Below are 21,533 nucleotides of genomic sequence, written 5' to 3'. Positions count from 1 at the left end.
ATGTCTTCGACGGGGTTCAACAGCACATCATTACGTTGGGGCGCGAAGTGGCGCGGCGCGGCCATCATGTGGAATATCTGGTCGGGCAGACCGAGCACTCCCCCGTCCCTGGCGCTCATTCGCTGGCCCGGAACATGATGGTCTCCTTCAACGGCAACCGCATGCGTATCCCGATATCCGCCAACCGCGCCGATATCCGCCGCGTGCTGCGCGACGGGAACTATGACGTTCTCGACGTGCAAGCCCCTTACAGCCCGCTGCTTTCCGGGAAAGTGCTCGCAGCGGCTGCGCCATCCGTTGGCGTCGTGGCCACGTATCATATCGCCCCCACAGGCCGGCTGGCTTACAGTGGCGGCAAACTGCTGGGCGCAATCAATCGCCGCTCGCATCGGCGTGTCGACGAGGTAGTGGCGGTCTCCCCGGTCGCTGCCGTGTATGCACGCGGCACCGCGCACGTTTCGAGCACCGTCATCGCCAACCCCGTCGACGTGGATAGGCTTGTCCGCTCGCGCGAGGCGGCCGGCGCGGAACGCATCGCGCAGTTTCATGGCAATGGCCCACATGTGGTGTTCGTCGGGCGCTTCGTCGCCCGCAAAGGGGCGGGGATTCTGCTTGACGCACTGCGCTGGGGCGAACAGCATGATGCCTTCCCCGCTGGCATGCATGTGACTCTGGCAGGCAAAGGACCGCTGCTGGCCCGGTGCCAAGCCCAGGCGGCAACATTGCGCACGCCGGTGGAATTCACCGGATTCATTACCGAAGCGGACAAGCCTGCGCTGCTGGCCAGCGCGGACGTGGCCGTGTTCCCTTCGACCGGGGGCGAATCCTTCGGCATCGTGCTGCTGGAGGCCATTGCCGCAGGTTCGCGCGTCGTGCTCGCCGGCGACAATCCCGGCTACCGTTCGACCTTGCTGGACGACGATGACGCGCTGTTCCCGGTAGGTCGCGCGAATCGTGCGAATCGTTCAGGCAACGCGGATCACATGGGTCCTGACACCGGTCGAGACGCCGCACTGGCGCGCCGGATAACCCGGGCACTCGCTGACGAGCCATGGGCCGAGGCTATCCATGCCCGGCAATCCGCACTGCTGGGACGGTACGATGTGAAAACCGTGGCCAATCAGGTCGAAGCCGTATACATGAAGGCGATTGCAGACAGAAGACGCGGTGGATAGGATGACCTTCGCCCGTTTTTCGTACTTGTGCCACGCCAACAGGCCAGTTTGCGTGATGGTATTACAGGAACCCGGGGCGTGGCTTTTACTCGCTCTTGGAGGGTTCTCCGGTATGTGATGCGTTGGTTCGTCTGACTCGCCGCGCAGCTTTGCGGCCGCTCGGCGAGTTGCGTCGCAAACTTGGGGTTGCCCAGCTCAACCTGCGGAAAACCCACTGGCCTATCCGCCTAACGGCTCAGCGTAATAACGACACGCCGCGGCGGGCGCCGCAGTAGGCGTTGCCGAGCCAAGTGTGGCGCGAATTGGGCCAAACGGACCCAAGCCTAGGCGAGTTCTGACTCATCCAGATGCTGGGCACACGCCCATCGGTGCTGCGCGAGCCGAGCAGATTGAAGCCGTTCTTCTTCACCAGCCAATCAGGATGCTGCGTGGCGATGGCAAGACCCTCCTCCAGCGTCAGCGGCAGGCGTTCGTCCGAATCGATAAGCTTGCGCGCCACGTCCGGCTCGCGATTGACGTAGGACGTGCCGGTATGCGGATCCACGACGAGATAGAACGGGCCCTCGGGCGGCTCGAAGCCGTCCTGCGGCTGGAAGCTGGCAATATCGCGTGGCGGCATCGTCGTGAACCCGGCCATGCGGTTGATGCTTGTACGCGCGATCAGCGATTCCGGCGACACCAGCTCGTGCGTAGGCACCAGCAGGATATTCGTGCCCAAGTCACTGCCTTCCAAAGCCATGATGAGCGGACAGGCCAACGCCCGGAAGGCATCGTCGCTCATATCGGCCACATCGGGGTATCCCAATGCCACGATGCGATCCAGCTGTTTTTGCGCTTCCTGCGCTGCCTTCGACATAGCTCCAGTATCCCACTGCCGCGGACCGGTGACACGCGCTGTCAGTGCGTCACGGCTTCCAGATGAAGGCGACAGTGCGGGAGCCGTGGCACGCCGAACCACATGACGTGCCGGGTCGGCCGAGCCATCAATTCGCCGGAAATGCTCGCGACAGGCCGAACCCAGCGGGCATCGAGACTGCAGGCGTACGACCCAGCCGTCATAATTCTGCGGCCGCGGCAGTCCAATGGCCGCCAAGCCCTACAGCTGCTCGGCGAAGTGCTTGCAGGCGATGATTTCGGCCAATTCGACGGCGTTCAGGGCCGCGCCCTTGCGCAGGTTGTCGTTGGCAATGAAGAACGCGAGACCTTTCTTGCCATCCACCGCCTGATCCTGGCGAATACGGCCCACATAGCTCGGATCCTTGCCTGCGGCCAGCTGCGGGGTAGGAATATCGTTCAGCTCGACGGCGGGAGCGGTCGCGAGCACCTCACGGGCCATATCGGGGGTTACGTCATGCTCGAATTCGGCATTGACGCTCATGCCGTGCGCGGTGAACACGCCGACACGCACGCAGGTACAGGATGCGGCGAGGTTCGGCAGGTGCAGAATCTTGCGGCTTTCATTGCGCAGCTTCTGCTCCTCATCGGTCTCCTCGGAGCCATCATCGACGATAGCGCCGATGAAGGGCACCGCATTGAACGCGATCGTGCGCACGACCTTGGTCGGCTCGGGGAAGTCGATCGCCGAACCGTCGAACACGAGCTTGTCCGCCCCCTGCTCGACGGCGGCCGCAGCCTCGTTCATCAGCTGCTCGACTCCTGCGCGGCCGGCGCCGGAAACCGCTTGGTACGAGCTCACGATCAGCCGCTTCAGGCCGAACTGGGCATCCAGCGCCTTCAGGACCGGGATGCAGGCCATCGTCGTGCAATTGGGATTGGCCACGATACGGGTCGGAATGTCGTCCAGATCATCGGGATTGGCCTCGGCCACGACCAGCGGCACGTCGTCGTGCATGCGCCATTGCGAGGAGTTGTCGACCACATACGCGCCGGCCGCTGCGAAACGCGGCGCCCAGACTTTCGACGTGCCCCCGCCCGCGGAGAATATGGCGATATCGATGCCCGACAGATCGGCCTGCTCGACGTCCTCGACGGGGATATCGACGCCGCGCCATGTGAGCCGGGTGCCGGCGGAGCGCGCCGACGCCAGGAAACGCAGGTCGCGCACCGGGAAGTCACGCTCGTCGAGCACGCGGCGCATGACCATGCCCACCTGGCCGGTCGCGCCCAGCACCGCTACATTCACGCCGCGTTCGTGCATCTGCACCATATCTGATCGACTCCTTCACGCCGGATTCGCCTGCCATGCATGCGCGTTTGGGAGTTATCGCCGCCAACGCGCGCATGCCCGGCATATGCCTATGCCTTATAGTGTCCACATCGCAGCGACAAAACCGACGAAACGACCTCATGCCTATGGTCGCGCCCGGCAATGGACCCATTCACCAGCATGGAGGCCGCGACGACGGAAATGCACGAGTCGCCTCAGCGGCCGGTGCCGCCGTAGACCACGGCTTCAACCTTGTCGGCGTCCAAGCCGTAGGCCGTGTGCAGCGCCTTGACAGCCTCGTCCAGGTCCTCGAGCGGCACGAGCGCGGCGATGCGGATCTCGGATGTCGAGATCATCATCACATTGATGTCATGCGCGCTGAGCGCGTTGAAGAATTTCGCCGCCAGCCCGGAGTGCGTTTTCATGCCCACGCCTACGACCGCCACTTTGCCGACGTTGGAGTTCACATCGAAGGATTGGTAGCCGAGGTCCTCATGCTTGTCTTCGAGCACGTCCTGCACATGCCTGGCCGTCGAACTGGGCACAGTGAAGGAGATGTCCGCCGTGCCGGTCGAGGCGCCGGCCTGCACAATCATATCGATGTTCACGCCGGCCTGGGCGAGCGAAGTGAAGACCCGCGCCGCCATGCCAGGCTGGTCGGGCATGCCGCGCACGGTCACCAGGGATTCGCTGCGGTCGTGCGCCACGCCGGATATCACCGGCGCCTCGGGGCCGAGGTCCGGGAAAAGATCGCCCATTGAGACATTCGCGTTATCGGTCATAGGTTTCTGGCCTTTCGATTCGTTGTTGTATTGAGTGAGTCATTGGGCAGGTTGCGCCGGATGGAATCGCACTGGGTGCGGTTCCATCGTGCGGCAGTTCGTGCTGGGCTGCCGCACGCGTTTCCGGAAAAATGAACATCCATTCGAACCGCGTCCTCGGCTGTCCCTCATGCCGCTTGGCTGAGGTTCGGCAGCGTGCGGGGGTCGACGCCGTCAGGCACGATCAAGGTTCCCATGCGGTGTGAAAAAGAGCTGCGCACATGCAGCGGCATGCCGAAGCGCTGCGCGTATTCGACGCAACGCAGCGCCAGCACCTTTGAGCCGCACGAAGCCATTTCCAGAATGGAGTCGTAGTCGATCGCAGGGATGCGGCGGGCCGTCGGAACGATGCGCGGATCAGCCGTGAAAATGCCATCGACGTCAGTGTAGATTTCGCACACGTCGGCGCCGAGCGCCACCGCGAGCGCCACCGCCGACGTGTCGGAGCCGCCCCGGCCCAGCGTCGTCGCGTCACCGATTTCGCTCACTCCTTGGAATCCCGCAGCAATGGCCACGCAGCCCTCTTCCATCGCCTGACGCACACGCGCCGGCCGCACAGCCTTGATGTGCGCGGTGCCGAACTGCGCGTCGGTCATGAAGCCTGCCTGCGAACCGGTGAAGGAACGCGCCTTCGCGCCTTCGGCGTGGATGGCCATCGCCAGCAGACTCATCGAGATGCGTTCGCCCGCGGTCATGAGCATGTCCATCTCGCGCGCCGGCGGATTCGAATCAATGCTCAGCGCCTGGTCGATGAGGTCGTCCGTGGTGTCGCCCATGGCAGAGACCACGACAGCCACGTCATTGCCCGCCCGCTTCGTCTCGACGATGCGCTTGGCGACGCGCTTGATCGAATCCGTGTCAGCAACCGATGAGCCGCCGTACTTCTGCACGATAAGAGCCACGACTGTCCAATCCTTGTTTTCGCTGATTTGCTGCGATCATTGTACGCAAATGGCACGATTATGCGGATGGTCGATTTGCCGCCGCTCGCCCTACGCCTCGCGGCGTCCGGCGAGCGCGCGTCCGAGCGTGATTTCGTCGGCGTATTCCAAGTCGCTGCCGACGGGCAGTCCGCTGGCCAGCCGGGTGACGAGGATGCCTAGCGGAGACAGGAGCCGGCTGAGATACGTGGTTGTCGCCTCGCCTTCGATATTGGGGTCCAGGGCAAGGATGATCTCCTTGACCTCGTCGGTTTTGAGGCGGTCCAGCAGCTTGGGGATATTGAGATCATTCGGCCCCACGTTGGCCATCGGGTTGATGGCGCCGCCCAGCACATGATAGGTGCCGTGATACTCGCGCGTGCGCTCGATGCTCATCACGTCCTTGGGCTCTTCGACCACGCAGATGAGGCTGTGATCGCGCCGCGGGTCGGCGCAGATCGGGCAAGGGCTGCTCTCACACACGTTGCCGCAGATGTCGCAGAAGCGCACCTTCTCCTTGACCTCGCTGATAGCCTCGGCCAGATCCTGGGATTCCTCGCCGCTGGCGGAAAGCAGGTAGAAGGCGATGCGCTGCGCGCCTTTCGGCCCGATGCCGGGCAAACGCGCGAATGCGTCGATCAGGCGCTGGATCGCGCCATCGTAAGCCAATGCCATAGGTTTTCCTCGGTTTTCTCTGCTGCCAGTCTCGCGTCTGCCCAGTCTTGTTTTATTCAGTCTTCTGCACTCAGTTTTCCTGCTGTTTGCGGGCCTTGCTGGGCGGTTGGATGTTCCTCGGGTTGTGCGGATCGTCGGCGGCGAAATCTTCGACGCCTTTTACCTCGAACAACTTCTCGATCTCTTCCAGGCCCATTGCTGTCGCCGCGCCGAGTGATTCGTCGTTCAACGAGTACTCGTCGTCTTCGGACGCGACTTGCGGATCGTTTGGGGCAGAGCTCACGGCAGCTGCGTCGGTATCAGGCCCAGCAGTCGCAGCCGCTGATGAGCTATGCGGCTCGTTATCAGCATCATGTCTTGCAGCCGACTGGCCCGACACCGCCGACGCATCAGGGCCGAGCCGCCCTGCAACGGCGAATCCGGACGCTGATTGCGTGTCTGCCTGCACATGTGGCCGCCCGCCAGGCCAAGCATCTGATTGCATGCCCGGTTCCATGGCGACGCCAAGATTCTGCGGCTGCACCGCCCAAGGGTCTTCGTCCTGGTCGTGTGCGCCGTTATGCCCGGCGAAGCCGCCGCCGCGATCCGGCGGGGCAATGCCTTCGATCTCGTCGTCGGGCATCGGTTCAGGGGGCATTGACCAAGGGTCCTCGTCATTGCTCATATCTGGGACGGCTACATGCCTGTGATGCGGTTGAGCGTGTTGGGGCCCGTGAGAGGAGCCTGCCAGCGGCTGTTGCTGCTGTTCGCGCGGCAAGAATTGCGATACGGCTGGAGATTGTTCTAGCGGATTCGGCTCTGCAGGGCCCTTGCCCGCCGCTCCCGCATCCACAGCGGAAACGCTGCCGTCTTCTTCGTGCTCGTTTCGGCCGGCATCCTGTACCTGTACGGTGGGCGACGAATGCAGCCAAGGATCTTCATTATCAAGCCCAGCCGCCGGTTCATGCGCGGTTGCGCCCTCCTGGTTGTTTTGCGCCGTCCGGTGAACGGGTTCGTCTGAGTTGTCCGAGCCGTCGGCTGCGGGCGTTTTGCCCTCTTTGGGATGGCCGGAGGCATGCGGCGCGACGTGCGCAGCGAGGCCGGCCGAAGCCAAACCGGCCTTCTCCATGACGATCTGCTTCTTGACCTGTGCAAGCTGTTGCGTGTCCATGCGCGCGGTCGGCTCCACCCGCTCGCCATTGGCCGCGACTGTTGTCGGCGCGATCATCGTGTTCTCTCCGAAAATCGTGCGCACGCCGGCGAGAACGACTTTCGCCGCCTTGCGCCCTTGATGCTCCTGATCTGAGGAGACGGCGAGCGCGAAAGCATGCTGGCTCAACGGCCGGTCGAAGGTCATCGCGACCCGTTGCTTGCCCGCCGAATTCGAAGCGAGGGCGACGCGCACGACCTTGTCGCGCGTGACGTATTCGCGCACATCGTCAGGCAGCGCGGCGACGACGGCGTCCCACCGTTCATCCACGCTGCGGGCGTCCGCCACCGACACCGCACCATCGCCGGCACCCTGCGAGGCGGCCGGCGCAGCATTCGTTGCAGGGCTTGCGCCGCGCGCCGCCGTTTGCGATGCGGGCGAGACCGATGCACCAGCGTCGGCAGACGCGGCAACCGACGCCGATTCGAAGCCCTCGGCAGCAGCGGGCATATTCGCGGCGGCGTGAACTGCGCCGGCATGTTCAACGGACGCGGAAATGGGTTCCGTATTCCTTTGCGCAACAGCATTGGGTGTGGCATTGGTCTGCCCGGGGGCATTTCTTCGGTTCGAGCCGGCAAAACCGCTGCGGGCCGAGCCCTGCCGATCCCGCCCTGAGTGCCCGGCGGCGCCCGGTGCAGACGCGATGCCGTCGGCATCCGCATGCGCATTCGTGGTGCCCACAATGAGCGTGGTCTGAGGATCGCGACCGGCCAGCAGGCGTGCGGCCAGCAGCTCCAACCGCATGCGCGGAGACACCGCCCCGGTCATGGCGGCGAGCGCCGCATTGATCGTTTCGGCCATGGTGCTCAGGGCAGTCAAGCCCAACGCCGAAGCCTGCATGCGCAAATGCTTCATGTCCTCGGCCGCGGAATCGTCGCCGAGCATGCTTTCCGCGCGTTCTCCGCCCAGAGTCAGCACGAGCAGATCGCGGACTCGCGAGAGCAGGTCTTCAACGAAGCGGCGCGGATCAAATCCTCCGACAACGACTTTCTGCACGACGCCGTACAATTTTCCGCCATCGCGGCCGATCACAGCGTCTATAGCTTCGCCGATCAGAGCATCCGGCGTGAACCCGAGCAGAGAAATGGCCGAATCACGCGTGATGGTGCCATTCACCGAACCGACCATCAGCTGGTCAAGCACGGAGAGCGTGTCCCGCACTGAACCGCCACCGGCACGCATGGCGATCTTGAGCACGCCGGGCTCTGTTTCGATATGCTCCTGTCTGCAAATCCCTTGCAGATACGGGCCCATAACCTCCGTCGGCACAAGTCGGAAGGGGTAATGATGCGTGCGCGATCGGATCGTGCCGATGACCTTCTCCGGCTCAGTAGTAGCAAAAATGAACATCACATGCTCGGGTGGTTCTTCGACGATTTTCAGCAGCGCGTTGAAACCTTGCTGCGTGACCATATGGGCCTCGTCGAGGATGAAAATCTTGTAGCGATCACGCGCAGGGGCAAATGTAGCGCGTTCGCGCAGTTCGCGGGCATCATCGACCCCGTTGTGGCTTGCCGCGTCGATCTCGACGACATCGATCGATCCCGGCCCTCCGGTCGCCAGATCGCGGCAGCTCTCGCATTCGCCGCATGGATGCGATGTCGGCCCTTGCTCGCAGTTGATGCACCGGGCGAGAATGCGGGCGGAACTGGTTTTGCCGCATCCGCGCGGCCCCGAGAAAAGATACGCATGGGTGAGCTTGCCCTCGTCGAGCGCGCGGGAGAGCGGCACCGTGACCTGATCCTGTCCGATCACGCCGGCGAACGTGTCGGGCCTGTATCTGCGGTATAACGCCAATGCCATTATCTTGCTCCCTCAAGCGATCCCATCACGTATTTCATTCGCTGCAGCCGCTGCAGCCTGCATTCCCGCGGCTCGTGTGTCCACGCCCGCTGCATCCACGCGGTATATGCGTCCGCAGGCTATATATTCCCACAAGCTGCGTTTCCTTGAACCCATGTTCCCCGCAAGGCGCGACCCTTGCCCAAGCGCGATCACCGCTCAAGGCCGGTCTGCCGCGTCGGCGCGCCGACCGGAAACCGCATGCTATGCCTTTGCAGGAACAAGCAGGTTCAGGCCTTGCGGTCGCACTGTGACCGTTACAGGCAAATGCCCTGCGTATTCGCCATCCGCCATCAGGGCAGGCGGCTCGACCCCTTGAGACGAGCCCTCGATGTGGATGGCGCGCACGCGCTGCCACCCGAATAATCCGGTAGTGAACAATGTTCCGTTGTAGGCTTTCGACAGCGCATTCACGATCTGCGCCGGCGACGGCATGCGATTGAGCCATACCAGATCGAGCAGCCCGTCATCGAACTCGGACTTCGGCGACAGCTCGATGCCGCCGCCGACATGGCGCGAGTTGGCGACGGCCAACAGCGGTGTCACGATGGTGCGCTCGTCTGTATTCCCGTTTGGCAGCACGGCCCGGATATGGTAACCATACTGTTGCAAATGGATGACTTCCCTAAGCGTTGCAGCGAAATACCGCATCGGGCCGATGGGCAACCTCGAATGATTCGCGCGGTCGTTGATGCTCGCATCCAGCCCGCACGACAGCATTCCCGCGAAATACCGCGCACTCGAATCCCTAGTTGATTCCAACAACTCGCCGTCCGAATCACTCGCGCCTCCCGCCACGAATCTGATAACACCCATGTCGACTTTACGTCGGCTTCCAGCGACAATCGACGCGACGATGTCATGAACCGCGTCATTCATGCGATTCACGGGCATCCCCAGACCGCGGGCGAAATCATTGCCCGAACCCATAGGAACGATGCCGAGCGGCACACCATCCGATGCAGCAGCGTTGAGTCCCAAGGAGACCATGCCGTCCCCGCCCGCCACGACGAGGAAGCCAAAATCATCTCTCCGAGCCCGAACCTGCGCGAGCGAATCCTCATAGCTGCGACCCGTCAGATCAAGCACGCCGAAATCATGCCGCAGGCCCTCCTCGTTCAGGCGGGACAACACTTGTGCGCCGATCCTGGGCCCGCTGCCGCGGCTCGCGGAGGGATTGCCGACCAGGGCCACGGTCGCATGCGCAGTACTCATAGTGGCAACGATAACCGCACGGCTGCCGCCGCACCACCGAAACGGCAGCACCAGAGCAATAATGTGCGCACGGTCACACTGGCGCCGCTGTTCAACCCGGCCACCCGCTGCGTCACCCATCCGATCAGAGACAATCCACAGGCCCGGCACGGGCCGATCTGGAGATCCTGGAGATCAGCGGCACCCGGGTGCGCACCGAGACGTTGACGGCCACGACCTCGCCATCGATACGGCAGGATTCGAGCCGGCCCTTGTGCGCGAGAACGATACGTTTCGCCTCGGCACAGGGCTCCCCATTGCCATTCCATAAGGATGTTGCGGAGGAGAGCGCCGCGAGGTCGGCGGCGGAACGCGCCCGGGCCTGGACAATGAACAAGCTTCCGGCAGCTGCGATGACGGACAGCATCACGGCTGCCAGCATGATGAGTATGGCACCCGCTATCGTCCCGGTCCCCGGATCGCTGCCGCGCGCATCACACGGCGAAGCGACATTCGTTTTCTTTCGTGTCTCGGATTCAATCATCTCTTCAGCATCTTTCGCCTCCCTTGCTTCTTTCATTCCTGTCGCTTTCATAGTTCCATGACCTCCTTGCCTCTGCGGCGTCCTTGCATTCCGACGAACTTAAGTCACTGTTCGATCCCAGTTGCGGACGCATGCACCCGCGTCGGCAATATGTTCAATGGCCCCGGCAAAACCGGGCATTGGACGTTCACAGTGAACGCTCCTTCGCCGTGCGAGACTCTTGCTACAGCGCCCGCGCCCGCCACAGACCTGGCGACGGCATTCGCGTCTGCCTCGCCCGCGGTGATCACGAGCTGCCTGGCTGCTGCCGCAGCCGCATCCTGGCAGTCCATGCTCACCGTCACGGCCCTGGTGAGCGACATCAGCAGCGCCGCCATGACGATCACCGCTGGGAGCACCATCGCGAATTCAGCAGTGACAGCGCCTTGGTCATCGCCGGCTGGCGCATGCTCGAGCAATGACCGCAAGGCCGAATCCCGTCTGCGGCCCAGCGTTTGCCACCATGCTGCCGCACGCCGCTGCGCCACGAATCGACATACAGCAAGTCGGCTCGCCATGGCGATCACCCCACATTCAGCGCTTTTTTCACCAGATTGCTGAGCAGAGTCCTGATGGCATCCGATTTGAGCAGCGCCACCAGCACGGCCGCGAAGCCAGTGGCGGCGACCAGCACGACCGCATACTCAGCTGTCGCCGCGCCTTCGTCCGCTTCGCCGGCCAGAGTCCTGACATTGGCGTCGAAGAGCACCGCTTCGCGCCTGGCGCGGCGCAGCAGACCTGCCATCTGGTCTCTGGCATACTGGAAGACACCCGCCTGGCCATCACTGGTGATGGGAATTTCCGTATTCATGATCGTTCCTTTCCTCGGAATTGTCCGGTCGCTTCGCCGGCATTCCCAGTGTGGCTGAAAGGCGTCGCGGATGCGCCCGATTCCGGGTCATGTGGTCAAAGGGTCCTGGTTGTCCACAACCTCGGCGTGTCGGTGCCGCTGCATCCACATATTCGAAAAGCGTCATCCACCGTGCCGGGTTGCAGCCCCATGAGCCGGCCCCCATCGACGCCCATCTGGAACCACGCATCTGAACCGCTGCTTCGGTCGACGGCTCGGCTTCTTGACAACCGCATCGTCGCATAGCGACAGACCACCTGACCCTATGCCGCGAAAGAAGCGATGGCCGGTACCACCCCTATGAGGATGAATGATGGGAGGAAGCACAGGCCAGTAGGGATGAGCAGACGCACCGACAGTCGGGAAGCACCTTGTTCGATGGCCGCACGTTGCGCTTCGTCCTCCTGTTCGATTGCGGTTTCCAATGGCCCCACAGGCGATGAGCCATGCACCCACGCCTCGCTCAACGCATCATGCAGGGTTTGCATCGTTTGCGCATGCTGCGTATGCTTCTGCGCCCGGAGCGCATTGTTCCAGGCATCTCGCCACCCACGCCCGGCGTTGAGCGCATCAGCGACGGACAGCAGCGCAACGCCGAAACCTCCGCTGACGGTATCCCCCACTGCCTGAAGCGCCCGAGGGAGCGAGGAACCCTGCCGCACAGCCACGGCGAGCATCGCCAGCACCAAGGTGTTGGAAGGCACGGGGCGCCGGATGCTTTTGCCGCCGACAGGCGCATCAAGCAGGCCGCGCTTCGGCCGGCGGCACGCCAGCAAACAGCTCAGAAAGGCGCATATGCCAGCCAAGAACGCATAACCCATGGCGTCTCCTTGAATGTATATCGATTGATGCGATCAGCCGTTCCCGACGCGCCTATCGACGCGCATAGCACAGGGCATGCCGCTGCGAGTCGGCGCGATAGAAGATCTTATTCCGGCGCAACGTGGTGCAGGGAACGCAGCATCGCATGCACCCAGACAATCCCTATGGCGTAGGCTGCGGCGCCGGCCGACAGACAAGCCCATCCTGTCGCCGATCCAAGCAGAAAGACCAAGGGCCTGGCTCCCAGCAGCTCTCCGAGCATCAACGTGCCGAACGGAAGCGCTGAGAGAAGCCTGATGGTGGCCTCGGGCATGGCAAAGGCGCCGCGGGCGAGACCGTGCAGCATTTGCGAACGGCGGTGCGACGCCACGACCGCGTCAAGGCATCGCCGGGCTTCGCACCCCAGGCGTTCGCTCAGCCGATACGCCAGATTCAGCTCGGCGGCGACGCAGTCGATCTGGTCTTGCGTCTCCTGCTCCAAAGCCCGCGCGCGCAGCATCATGCGCAATCGTTCATAGTCCCCTGCAGACCGCCCAAAAATCCGCATACCATGGTCGCTGGGAATTGCTGCGGCGAAAGCCTGGCGCAGCGAAGCCCCCGAGCGCACGCGAGCTTTCAGGGCGGCGAGCGTCGCCGCGATGCCGATGCGGGCATACGCCGTTGCGCGCACAGCGGCTATCGCTCGAAGACGCCGCTGCGCACGCCACGCGTGCCATGTTGCCGCCCATGCGAACGAGGCCAGCGCGGCGCATAGCGCCGTCGTTCCTGTCAGCCATTGCATACGCGCACCAGTCCTTTGTCTGCCAAAACAACGCATGAAACCGGCGCGGCACCGCCGGCACAACGATATTGACACGGTCAATCCTGCATCCATCGCCGTGCGAATTCCCGCCACTGTTCCGTGTGGATCGGCGGCCCTCTGCCGTCCCACCGGGCGAGCTCACGTGTGGTCAAGACCCCGAATTCGACCCGAAAATCGCCGATTTGCGAGATGCAGCGTCCCCGTCGTGCACGCTGCACATGCACGACGACGTCGAAAGCGTTTTCGGCGAGCATAGCCAAGGTCTGCGGACTCAATCCGGCGAGCAGCCCCAACGAGGTCAAGCGCGCAGGCACTCGTTCAACGCTGTCGGCGTGCAGTGTCGCCATGCCGCCGCGATGCCCCGAATTGAAGGCGCGCAGCAGATCGGCAATCTCCTCTCCTCGGCATTCCCCGAGGATCACGCGATCCGGCCGCATGCGCAACGTGGCCTTGACCAGTTCACCGAGCCCTATGGCGCCGGCACCTTCGACATTCGCCGCCCTGCTCAGCAGCGAGACATGGTTATCGCGCCGTATGCTGCCGAGCTCACGCACCTCTTCGACGCTGACTATGCGTTCGGCCGGATCGCAGGTTTCCAACAGTGCCTTGAGCAGTGTGGTTTTGCCCGCGCCAGTGCCGCCGGTGATGAGGATGCTGGCATGGGCGCGCACCAAGGCAAGGAGCATTGCCAGCCATGGTTTGGGAAAGAGACCTTGGCTGCGCAATGCACGCAAATCGTCGTGGCCGCGCTTGGGCAGACGAATGGATATCGCTGCCCCTGCCGTCACGATGGGCGCTATTACAGCGTGGACGCGAATCCCGCTGGCTCCCGACGCATCGCCTATCGGACAGGCGTCATCAAGCCGGCACCCGAGCTGCGCACACAGCCGGACCGCGTATTCGCGGATCACGTCGGGCGAACGAAACGGGATGCTGGGATGCGCCTCGACCATGCCGTCGCCGTAATCAGCCCATACCCGGCCGTCGCCGGTCACTGCGAGGTCGGTGAGAGCTGGATCGCATGCCATGTCTTGCAACGGGCCGAGCATCAGTTCGTCAGTCATAGTTGACCGCCTTTGGCCAACGAGGCCTTGATCCGCTCCGCCAGAAGACGCACGCTGCCTGCGCTTCCCATCCCGAGGCGCCGGATGCCGGCTCCGTCAAGCAGGCTGCGTTGCAATCGTTTGGAGGAGCGGATCGGGCCGATGACCTCGCACGACAGATACTCTGCGGCTTCGTGCACGCTCAGGCTCCCCACGCCACCGCGCAGATCATGCGGCTGCATGCCGACGACCAGCAGCGAATCTTTGCGAACTACAGCATTGCGGCCACCGGTGTCGAGCGCTTCGATTCTCGCCATATGCGCCTTCGCCCGGGCCAAGCCCAGCACCGAAAGCTCGATCGCCATAACATGATGCGACCGGGCCAACGAGGGCACCACGTCCAGAACCGCCCCGTCGGCGGCATCGACCACAACCACATCATTGACTTCGGCGAGCGCTCGGATGGCCGCCTGCGTCTCCCACCACTCAGGCGCACTGCTGTTCCACGGATCGAAGGCCAGCACGCCGACATCCTCCCATCGAGGCAGGTCGCGGTTGAGCGATTCGCCGTCGACAACGCCCAGAGGGGCATCTACAGCTCCGAAGCGCGATCCTTCCTCGCCCTCGATGCCGAGCAGCACATCCAGCCCGCCGGCGCGAAAATCGGCATCGACCATAACACTGGCCATTCCACGCAGCCGCAGTTCCCAGGCCAACATCGCGCCGAATACACTCAGCCCGATGCCCCCGCTCGGCGATGTCAGCACAACCACATTGTGGTTGTGCTGTTCGGGCGCCTTGCCAGCAGGAGGCAATACCGTCTGATGCCGCGGTCTGCCCCGTTGCCCAGCTGGCCTATAGTTCGCCCCCGCGCCTTGGGAATCAGTGCCGAAAGCCGTGTTCGGCGGGCTCTGCGCGTGCGCCGTGTAAAAACGCTGTGGCGCTGCCGCGCCTTGCCTCGTAATTTGCCTCGTAGTATCCATAATTCGATTGAATCGTCTGCGCCGCTCTGCGCGCAAGCCGTACAGGCCTATGTGGTCGAAGGCTTCGAGTTATCCACATTTTGGCCGAGTCGCGAAGGATCACACGCCAAACACTTGCAAAAAAGGAGACCCGCCGAAGCGGGTCTCCTCTACAAGTCGAACCTAAAACAGAATCTCTGCACAACTTCATCGTCGTAACGGTAAGTCTTTCCATTGCCCGTTCAACGTAACAGCCATCGTGGCCATAAACTTTTTGTGGGCTTCTGCTCTTCAGTTTTCCTTGTACCTATTATTATGCCAGTTTCCCCATGCAATGCAAGCCGGAATCCTGCCTTTGTGCGCTTATTTTCCAAAGTGTTCGTTCTCGTCGAAGAACGAACGACGCATGGTGCAAACTGTAGCAAACGCCACTCGGAATGTTCATTTCTGTGTGCTTGCGACATGCCGCCGTGCGCTGTCGGCGTATCCTTGGCATCTTGCGCGTGCTTTCCGCCGATGCCTCATTGGCCGGTTGCAGCCATGGCAGGGCCAAAACCCGCGACGCAACCTGGCCCCGCCGCACCGCAAATCCCGCCGCAGGCACCGCCATAGGCCTCACGCAGGCCTTATCAAACGCTCAGACCGGATCGGCACCGTAATTCTTTGTGAACACGGCACGAATTCTGGCGCGTCTCTATGCCAAGGACCGTGTCCCCGCCTACAGTAGGAGCATGGCACAGATTTTTGACGCACCCTCCAAGGCACTGCTGCGCAGTCAGATCGCCGAGCATATCGCCGAAACCGACAAAATCGACAAGCGCGACGAGCAGTCGGGCGATAAGCCGCTGCCCCCCGATCGCTTCTTCGACAGGGAGCTGAGCTGGCTCAAGTTCAACAAGCGCGTGCTCGAACTGGCGCAGGACGAAGACCAGCCCGTGCTCGAACGCGCCAATTTCGCCGCCATTTTCGCTTCAAACCTCGACGAGTTCTTCATGGTGCGCGTGGCCGGTCTCAAGCGCCGCATCGATTCGGGCATCGCCGTCACCGCGGCGTCGGGGCTGAGTCCGCGCCAGCAACTGCGCGCGATCAGCGAGGCGGCACATCAACTGCAGCAAGAACACGCCCGCACGGTGATCGACGGGATCCTGCCGGCGTTGGAGCGGGAGCATATCGTGCTGCTCAGCTGGGACAGGCTGAGCACTGCCGAACAGGAGCGGCTGTCACGCTATTACCGTCAACAGGTGTTCCCGGTACTGACGCCGCTGGCGGTCGATCCTGCGCACCCCTTCCCTTACATCTCCGGCGGCTCGCTCAACCTTGCTGTCCTGGTCGAAAATCCTTCCTCGGGCAAATCGCATTTCGCTCGCGTCAAGATCCCCGGCAACCTCAACCGTTTGCTGCCTGTCGACGACTTGACCGACGAGGAAAGCCGCGAGGAACGCTTCGGGTTCATCACGATGGAGAATCTCATCATCGCGCATCTCGAATCGCTGTTCCCCGGCATGATCATCAAGGAGGCGCGCTCGTTCCGCGTCACGCGCAACGAGGATATCGACGTCGAGGAGGACGATGCCGAAAACCTGCTCAATGCAATGGAGAAAGAGCTGCTGCGCCGCCGCTTCGGCCCGCCGATCCGGCTTGAGATCTCCGACACGACCAGCCCGTTCCTGTCCCAGCTGCTAGCCAGCCAGCTGCGTGTGAGCGATGACGAAGTATACCGACTGCCCGCGCCCCTCGACATGACGGTGCTGTTCGAATTGCAGAGCCTTGACCGGCCTGATCTGAAGTTCCGTCCCTTCATCCCGATCACCAACCGGCAGCTCGCCGAGGTCGAATCGAGCCGCGCGCCGGATATATTCGCAGCCATTCGCAGCCATGACATTCTGCTGCATCATCCCTACGATTCTTTCTCGACCTCAGTGCAGGCATTCCTCGTTCAGGCGGCCGCCGACCCGAAAGTGCTGGCCATCAAACAGACGCTGTACCGCACGTCGAGCAACTCGCCGATCATCGACGCGCTGGTCGATGCGGCCCATGCGGGCAAGCAGGTGCTGGCGCTGGTGGAGATCAAGGCCCGCTTCGACGAAGACGCCAACATCGCATGGGCGCGCAAGCTCGAGCGCGCCGGCGTGCATGTGGTTTACGGCATCGTAGGACTCAAAACCCACTGCAAGCTCTCGCTCGTGGTGCGTCAGGAGACCGACGGCCTCAAACGCTATTGCCACGTAGGAACCGGCAATTACAACCCCAAGACCGCGCGCATTTACACAGATCTTGGCCTGCTGACCTGCGATCCGGTGGTGGGGCAGGATCTCACCCGCCTGTTCAACCAGCTTTCCGGCTACGCGCCGAAATCGAGCTTCCACCGGCTGCTCGTCGCCCCGCGCACCGTGCGCACCGGGCTGATCCAACGCATTCGCCGCGAGGAGGACGCCGCGCGCGCAGGCAAGGAGGCATGGATCAAGATCAAGGTCAATTCCGTCGTGGACGAGAAGACCATCGACGCGCTCTACCGGGCGAGTCAGGCGGGCGTGAACATCGATATCGTCGAACGCGGCATGTGCGCGTTGAAGCCCGGAGTCCCGGGTTTGAGCGATACCATTCGGGTGCGCTCCATCCTCGGCCGTTTCCTCGAGCACAGCCGCATCTATGCTTTCGCCAACACGGACGGACCACAGATCGGCGAAGGCCCTGCGGCCGGTCCAGAGGTATGGATCGGCTCCGCTGACCTCATGCACCGCAATCTCGATCGCCGGGTCGAGGCGCTGGTGCGCATCAGCGACCCTGACCAGGTCGAGGAGCTCATCCGCTACATCGATCTGCAGATGGCCGATTCCACGATTTCGTGGCATATGCAGGCAGACGGCAAGTACATCCGGCATGCGCACGATGAGGAGAATCGTCCGCTCGTCGACTGCCAGGAATACCTGATCAGAACCCACCAGCGCCACCCTCACACGGTGAGCTGAGGGCTCGCTGCTCTTGTATTGCCACTTATGCATGCACTGATTTGTATGACATTGATGCGCCGATATCCGAAACCGTTCGGGTGTCGGCGCATCGGCGTCATAGGCAAGATGGTCATAGTCATCGAGAAACGTCGTAGTATGGCACAGTTGTTCAAGGCACAGTTGTTCATGCCGTGGTCGTTTGTGAATGCAGCCGTTATGAGACGGCCACAGGGAAATCGAGCGCATGCATACAGAAGGGATGGGTCATGGCCAGACAGACCGTAGAGGCCGCGGGCGGCATCATCTACCGGCGGCGGCACAGTTCCGAAACCAGCGCCGAAACCTACGACGACAAGGCTCGGAACACTAAATCCGAAGGCCCAAAGATGCAGCCGCCATCACAATCCCCTGAGGAGATCCTGTCTCGGCATGGCAGCAAGCCACGATCGCCGCTTGACGATATCGAGCTGTGCGTGGTGCATCGGCCGAAATACGATGACTGGAGCTGGCCCAAGGGCAAACTGGAGCCCAATGAATCGCATCGTCATGCCGCCGTGCGCGAAATGGGCGAAGAAACAGGCGTGGCCGTGGCGTTGGGGCCACGGCTCGGCGAAATCGAGTACCCGCTCAACGCCGAGGGAGACAAAGGCAAGCGGGCCAAGGCGAAAAACGGCAGCACCAAACACGTCGTCTACTGGATGGCCCAGCCGATCGGCGAAGAGACGACCATGATGCGCTCGGCGGCGCTCGGCCCTGTGGCCCCGGCCGATGCGGGCGAGATAGACAGCACCGCCTGGGTCGGCGTGCAACGCGCCCGCCGCCTGCTCTCGCATGCGCAGGACCGCGATATGCTCGATCTGTTCGTCGATCGCGCCGAAGAGGGCGCGCTGCGAAGCCGGGCGCTGCTCATCGTCCGCCATGGCAGGGCCGAAGCGCGCAAGCAGTGGAAAGGCAGCGACGCCGAACGCCCGATCACGCCGAAAGGGGCCGCCGCCGCATATGCGCTCAACCGGGAGCTCGCCTGCTATGCGCCCATGCGGCTGGTCACCTCGCCGTGGGTGCGGTGCTTGGAAACCATCGAGGTCTTCTCCTGGCAGACAGGGCTGCCTATGATGACAGCGGACGAGCTGACTGAAGACGCTTTCGCCGAGAATCCGCAGGCCGCTTGCGAGCGCATTGACGCAGAGATCAACCGGCTGCTTTCGGGAGCATACGGGGCGCAGTTCGTTACGGCACGGCATCGTGCAGCACAGCCACAGGCAACACCGCGGCCACAGCCACCACAGCCGTCTGCTTCGGCACAACAACTCATCACGTCCCAAATCACTGCTGCAGATTCAGCCATCCGCCTAGGCGACGCAACGTCCTGCGCTACAATATCCTCTACTGCAGCATCTCCCAACGCAGCACTCCAGCTGGCCACGGCCATATGCATGCACCGGCCAGTCATCGGCGGCGTTTTCGATCATTTGCGCGCCATGTGCGCCTCGCAATCGCTGTCCAAGCAGCTGATCGCCTCGTCGCCATATATGCCGACCGGCAATGCGGTGGCACTGTTCATAGTTGAGACGGCCGACGGGCCGCGCATCATCGACATCCAGAGGATGGCACCACTTGTCTACTAATTCCCATTACGGCTCCGATTCCATTCGCCCCAGCCGCGAAGGCTTCGTCGCTTCCGGCACCGGGTCGGCACGCCCGGCGCGCCCGGCCCAGATCGACCCGGGGATCGTCGAAGGGCTTTCCGGCGGCACCGATCCGCAGGAAATCGACGAAATGAGCCATGTCTCGGCCGCGGCGCTCCTTGACCGCGTGCATCATAGCGAAGATCCGCAGATCGTGCAACGCGTGCTCGGTCTTGTGGACGCTGAAGGCGTCGATATTATCGCAGGACTCTGGAGCCATGCCCAGCCCGATTCCTTGCCGGGCATGCTCTGGCGGCTGTATTTGCTGCGCACTTGGATGAACCGTCACCGGGAGTCGGTTTCGCAGCTGTGGCGCATCGGCGAGCCGGTGGCGACATCGGCTTCAGCCGTAGCTGGTGTAGACCAGGCGCCGGACGCCGAGGACATCGCGCGCATCGCCGACTCGATCCTTTCAGGCGCCTTCACCGGCGATTTCGCCGTAGCGCTCGAACGCGCAGCCGCTTTCACTGATGTGGCCGCCACGGGCTTGCGCCTTGAGGCGCAGCACGTCGCGCATCGCAACGACTCGTCAACGGCATCATCGTCCACAGCCGGGACCGTCATGCCTTCAGAAACCAGTCCGACCGCAGACTCCGATACGGCGAAGCTCGCTGCTTCCTCAGGGCGTCAGTCGGCCCGCGACCCGCAGACCGCCGCCGCGCGGCTCATGCACACCGCCGGCAATCTCACCGTCACGTCGCGCGATTTCCTGCACGGGGCGAGCCTGTGGCGCCAAGGCAGGTTGGAATAGCGGCCTCATGCAGACCAATTCCTTTACCGCGTAATCTTTGCGACGTCGCAATGAGCGGGTTATACTGGGTACTCGCGCTGGATCGCGCTTAAGCCCCGGGCTCCATTTGTTGCCGCCGAGAGCGGCGTTTGCGCCGACAGGCGCTTTCGCGGTCCAGCGTTTTCATTGCTTTCCTTGCCGACAGCCGGGCCTTTCGCCCTTGCCTCATCCCGGGCAATCGTCACCTATGCCAACACCTCGGAAACACGGGGCTTGTCGTCAGCGTGCTTTCGGAGGGCTATTCTTAGAGGTATGCAACTTCATGTTTTGAATCACCCCCTCGTCGATCACAAGATGACCGTGCTGCGGGACAAGAACACTCCCTCCAATACTTTCCGCGAGCTCATCTCCGAGCTCGTCACCCTCGAAGCCTATGAAGCCACCCGCAATCTTGCCGTCGTCGACCACGAAATCGAAACTCCGATCGCCTCGATGGTCGGCAAGCATCTCGCTGCGCCGCGCCCGATGGTGGTGCCCGTGCTGCGCGCAGGCTTGGGCATGCTCGACGGCATGACCAAGCTCCTGCCGACCGCCGAAGTAGGCTTCCTCGGCATGAAGCGCGACGAGAGCACGCTTGATATCATCACCTACGCGAACCGCCTGCCCGAGGATCTCACGGGCCGCCAGTGCTTCCTGCTCGACCCGATGCTCGCGACCGGCGGCACGCTCGTCGCCGCCACGCAATACTTGGCCGAACGTGGCGCGAAGGACATCACCGCGATCAACATCATCGCCGCGCCTGAAGGCCTCAAGAAGCTCGAGGAGACGCTCGACCCGAGCATCGACTTCAAGGTCGTCGTCTGCGCGGTCGATGAGAAACTCAACGATCAGGCCTATATTGTGCCGGGCTTGGGCGATGCGGGCGACCGCCTGTATGGCCTGATCGACTGAACCGCTGAACGACGAGCGGTCAACCGGATTCGTCCGAATCCAATGCTGCCCTTGAAATCCGACCAGATCTCAAGGGCAGCATGCTTTTAATGCATAAACGTCAGGGATGGATTGCGCAGTGTGCGTGGTTTATGACAGTGAGCGTTCGGTAGCGGCAGAAACAAAACATAC

The 21,533-nt window shown here is 62.7% G+C and carries 19 protein-coding genes; 5 read left to right on the top strand and 14 right to left on the bottom strand.

Going from position 1 to position 21,533, the window contains the following annotated elements; all coding sequences use genetic code 11:
* A partial coding sequence (locus LKG04_RS03950) for a glycosyltransferase family 4 protein (RefSeq protein ID WP_291763295.1) occupies nt 1-1,175 on the top strand: 1,175 nt, incomplete at its 5' end.
* Nucleotides 1,176-1,410: 235 nt separating this feature from the next.
* Here LKG04_RS03950 and LKG04_RS03945 read toward each other — a convergent pair.
* The 14 genes from LKG04_RS03945 to LKG04_RS03880 all read right to left on the bottom strand — a co-directional run bounded on the left by LKG04_RS03945 (nt 1,411) and on the right by LKG04_RS03880 (nt 15,066).
* Nucleotides 1,411-2,031, bottom strand: coding sequence for a DUF5701 family protein (locus tag LKG04_RS03945; RefSeq protein ID WP_291760174.1), 621 nt, complete (start codon nt 2,029-2,031; stop codon nt 1,411-1,413).
* Nucleotides 2,032-2,271: 240 nt separating this feature from the next.
* A complete protein-coding gene (locus tag LKG04_RS03940) occupies nt 2,272-3,342 on the bottom strand; it encodes an aspartate-semialdehyde dehydrogenase (RefSeq protein ID WP_291760177.1) in 1,071 nt (356 codons plus the stop codon).
* Between the two features lie 215 nt (nt 3,343-3,557).
* Entirely contained in the window at nt 3,558-4,124 is a 567-nt protein-coding gene (locus LKG04_RS03935) for an ACT domain-containing protein (RefSeq protein WP_291760180.1), read from the bottom strand.
* Between the two features lie 167 nt (nt 4,125-4,291).
* Entirely contained in the window at nt 4,292-5,065 is a 774-nt protein-coding gene (locus LKG04_RS03930) for an aspartate kinase (protein ID WP_291760183.1), read from the bottom strand.
* Nucleotides 5,066-5,155: 90 nt separating this feature from the next.
* The gene (gene recR / locus LKG04_RS03925) at nt 5,156-5,758 is read right to left on the bottom strand and encodes a recombination mediator RecR (protein WP_291760186.1); all 603 of its coding nucleotides are present in this window, start codon (nt 5,756-5,758) and stop codon (nt 5,156-5,158) included.
* A gap of 70 nt (nt 5,759-5,828) precedes the next feature.
* Nucleotides 5,829-8,750 carry a DNA polymerase III subunit gamma/tau gene (gene dnaX, locus LKG04_RS03920; RefSeq protein ID WP_291760189.1) on the bottom strand — a complete coding sequence of 974 codons (2,922 nt, stop codon included), beginning with the start codon at nt 8,748-8,750 and terminating at the stop codon, nt 5,829-5,831.
* Between the two features lie 243 nt (nt 8,751-8,993).
* Nucleotides 8,994-10,004: a diacylglycerol/lipid kinase family protein gene (locus LKG04_RS03915; RefSeq protein WP_291760192.1), complete on the bottom strand. Its 1,011-nt coding sequence runs from the start codon at nt 10,002-10,004 to the stop codon at nt 8,994-8,996.
* A gap of 124 nt (nt 10,005-10,128) precedes the next feature.
* Nucleotides 10,129-10,563: an Rv3654c family TadE-like protein gene (locus tag LKG04_RS03910; protein WP_291763292.1), complete on the bottom strand. Its 435-nt coding sequence runs from the start codon at nt 10,561-10,563 to the stop codon at nt 10,129-10,131.
* Between the two features lie 68 nt (nt 10,564-10,631).
* On the bottom strand, nt 10,632-11,084 hold the full coding sequence (locus LKG04_RS03905) for a TadE family type IV pilus minor pilin (RefSeq protein WP_434734888.1): 453 nt from the start codon (nt 11,082-11,084) through the stop codon (nt 10,632-10,634).
* Between the two features lie 5 nt (nt 11,085-11,089).
* Nucleotides 11,090-11,377, bottom strand: a complete 288-nt coding sequence (locus tag LKG04_RS03900) for a DUF4244 domain-containing protein (protein WP_291760196.1) — start codon at nt 11,375-11,377, stop codon at nt 11,090-11,092.
* Between the two features lie 302 nt (nt 11,378-11,679).
* Nucleotides 11,680-12,237 (bottom strand): type II secretion system F family protein, encoded by a 558-nt coding sequence (locus LKG04_RS03895; protein ID WP_291760198.1) that lies wholly within the window; start codon nt 12,235-12,237, stop codon nt 11,680-11,682.
* Between the two features lie 107 nt (nt 12,238-12,344).
* A complete protein-coding gene (locus LKG04_RS03890) occupies nt 12,345-13,019 on the bottom strand; it encodes a hypothetical protein (protein ID WP_291760200.1) in 675 nt (224 codons plus the stop codon).
* Between the two features lie 77 nt (nt 13,020-13,096).
* Nucleotides 13,097-14,104 (bottom strand): CpaF family protein, encoded by a 1,008-nt coding sequence (locus tag LKG04_RS03885; protein WP_291760201.1) that lies wholly within the window; start codon nt 14,102-14,104, stop codon nt 13,097-13,099.
* Nucleotides 14,101-15,066 (bottom strand): hypothetical protein, encoded by a 966-nt coding sequence (locus LKG04_RS03880; RefSeq protein WP_291760202.1) that lies wholly within the window; start codon nt 15,064-15,066, stop codon nt 14,101-14,103. Before LKG04_RS03880 ends, LKG04_RS03885 begins: the two co-directional genes overlap by 4 nt.
* 710 nt (nt 15,067-15,776) lie before the next feature.
* On the opposite strand from LKG04_RS03880, the gene LKG04_RS03875 reads away from it, so the two are divergent.
* The 4 genes from LKG04_RS03875 to upp all read left to right on the top strand — a co-directional run bounded on the left by LKG04_RS03875 (nt 15,777) and on the right by upp (nt 21,362).
* Entirely contained in the window at nt 15,777-18,014 is a 2,238-nt protein-coding gene (locus LKG04_RS03875; RefSeq protein WP_291760204.1) for an RNA degradosome polyphosphate kinase, read from the top strand.
* Nucleotides 18,015-18,262: 248 nt separating this feature from the next.
* Nucleotides 18,263-19,621 (top strand): NUDIX hydrolase, encoded by a 1,359-nt coding sequence (locus LKG04_RS03870; protein ID WP_363300795.1) that lies wholly within the window; start codon nt 18,263-18,265, stop codon nt 19,619-19,621.
* Nucleotides 19,611-20,432, top strand: coding sequence for a hypothetical protein (locus tag LKG04_RS03865; RefSeq protein WP_291760208.1), 822 nt, complete (start codon nt 19,611-19,613; stop codon nt 20,430-20,432). The genes LKG04_RS03870 and LKG04_RS03865 overlap by 11 nt, the downstream gene beginning before the upstream one ends.
* Nucleotides 20,433-20,723: 291 nt before the next feature.
* The gene (gene upp / locus LKG04_RS03860) at nt 20,724-21,362 is read left to right on the top strand and encodes a uracil phosphoribosyltransferase (RefSeq protein ID WP_291760210.1); all 639 of its coding nucleotides are present in this window, start codon (nt 20,724-20,726) and stop codon (nt 21,360-21,362) included.
* Nucleotides 21,363-21,533: the final 171 nt, after the last annotated feature.

Source organism: Bifidobacterium sp. (assembly GCF_022640935.1).
Classification (GTDB): Bacteria; Actinomycetota; Actinomycetes; order Actinomycetales; family Bifidobacteriaceae; genus Bifidobacterium.
Note: the sequence above shows the minus strand (reverse complement) of the source record. Positions and strands in the feature narration are given on the sequence as shown.

What these genes read in the sequence shown, in the direction of transcription:
- LKG04_RS03890 (WP_291760200.1), bottom strand. Translation starts at nt 13,019, where the DNA reads ATGCAATGGCTGACAGGAACGACGGCGCTATGCGCCGCGCTGGCCTCG.
- dnaX (WP_291760189.1), bottom strand. Translation starts at nt 8,750, where the DNA reads ATGGCATTGGCGTTATACCGCAGATACAGGCCCGACACGTTCGCCGGC.
- LKG04_RS03940 (WP_291760177.1), bottom strand. Translation starts at nt 3,342, where the DNA reads ATGGTGCAGATGCACGAACGCGGCGTGAATGTAGCGGTGCTGGGCGCG.
- LKG04_RS03945 (WP_291760174.1), bottom strand. Translation starts at nt 2,031, where the DNA reads ATGTCGAAGGCAGCGCAGGAAGCGCAAAAACAGCTGGATCGCATCGTG.
- LKG04_RS03875 (WP_291760204.1), top strand. Translation starts at nt 15,777, where the DNA reads ATGGCACAGATTTTTGACGCACCCTCCAAGGCACTGCTGCGCAGTCAG.
- LKG04_RS03905 (WP_434734888.1), bottom strand. Translation starts at nt 11,084, where the DNA reads ATGGCGAGCCGACTTGCTGTATGTCGATTCGTGGCGCAGCGGCGTGCG.
- LKG04_RS03915 (WP_291760192.1), bottom strand. Translation starts at nt 10,004, where the DNA reads ATGAGTACTGCGCATGCGACCGTGGCCCTGGTCGGCAATCCCTCCGCG.
- LKG04_RS03880 (WP_291760202.1), bottom strand. Translation starts at nt 15,066, where the DNA reads ATGGATACTACGAGGCAAATTACGAGGCAAGGCGCGGCAGCGCCACAG.
- LKG04_RS03910 (WP_291763292.1), bottom strand. Translation starts at nt 10,563, where the DNA reads ATGAAAGAAGCAAGGGAGGCGAAAGATGCTGAAGAGATGATTGAATCC.
- LKG04_RS03900 (WP_291760196.1), bottom strand. Translation starts at nt 11,377, where the DNA reads ATGAATACGGAAATTCCCATCACCAGTGATGGCCAGGCGGGTGTCTTC.
- LKG04_RS03935 (WP_291760180.1), bottom strand. Translation starts at nt 4,124, where the DNA reads ATGACCGATAACGCGAATGTCTCAATGGGCGATCTTTTCCCGGACCTC.
- LKG04_RS03885 (WP_291760201.1), bottom strand. Translation starts at nt 14,104, where the DNA reads ATGACTGACGAACTGATGCTCGGCCCGTTGCAAGACATGGCATGCGAT.
- upp (WP_291760210.1), top strand. Translation starts at nt 20,724, where the DNA reads ATGCAACTTCATGTTTTGAATCACCCCCTCGTCGATCACAAGATGACC.
- recR (WP_291760186.1), bottom strand. Translation starts at nt 5,758, where the DNA reads ATGGCATTGGCTTACGATGGCGCGATCCAGCGCCTGATCGACGCATTC.
- LKG04_RS03870 (WP_363300795.1), top strand. Translation starts at nt 18,263, where the DNA reads ATGGCCAGACAGACCGTAGAGGCCGCGGGCGGCATCATCTACCGGCGG.
- LKG04_RS03895 (WP_291760198.1), bottom strand. Translation starts at nt 12,237, where the DNA reads ATGGGTTATGCGTTCTTGGCTGGCATATGCGCCTTTCTGAGCTGTTTG.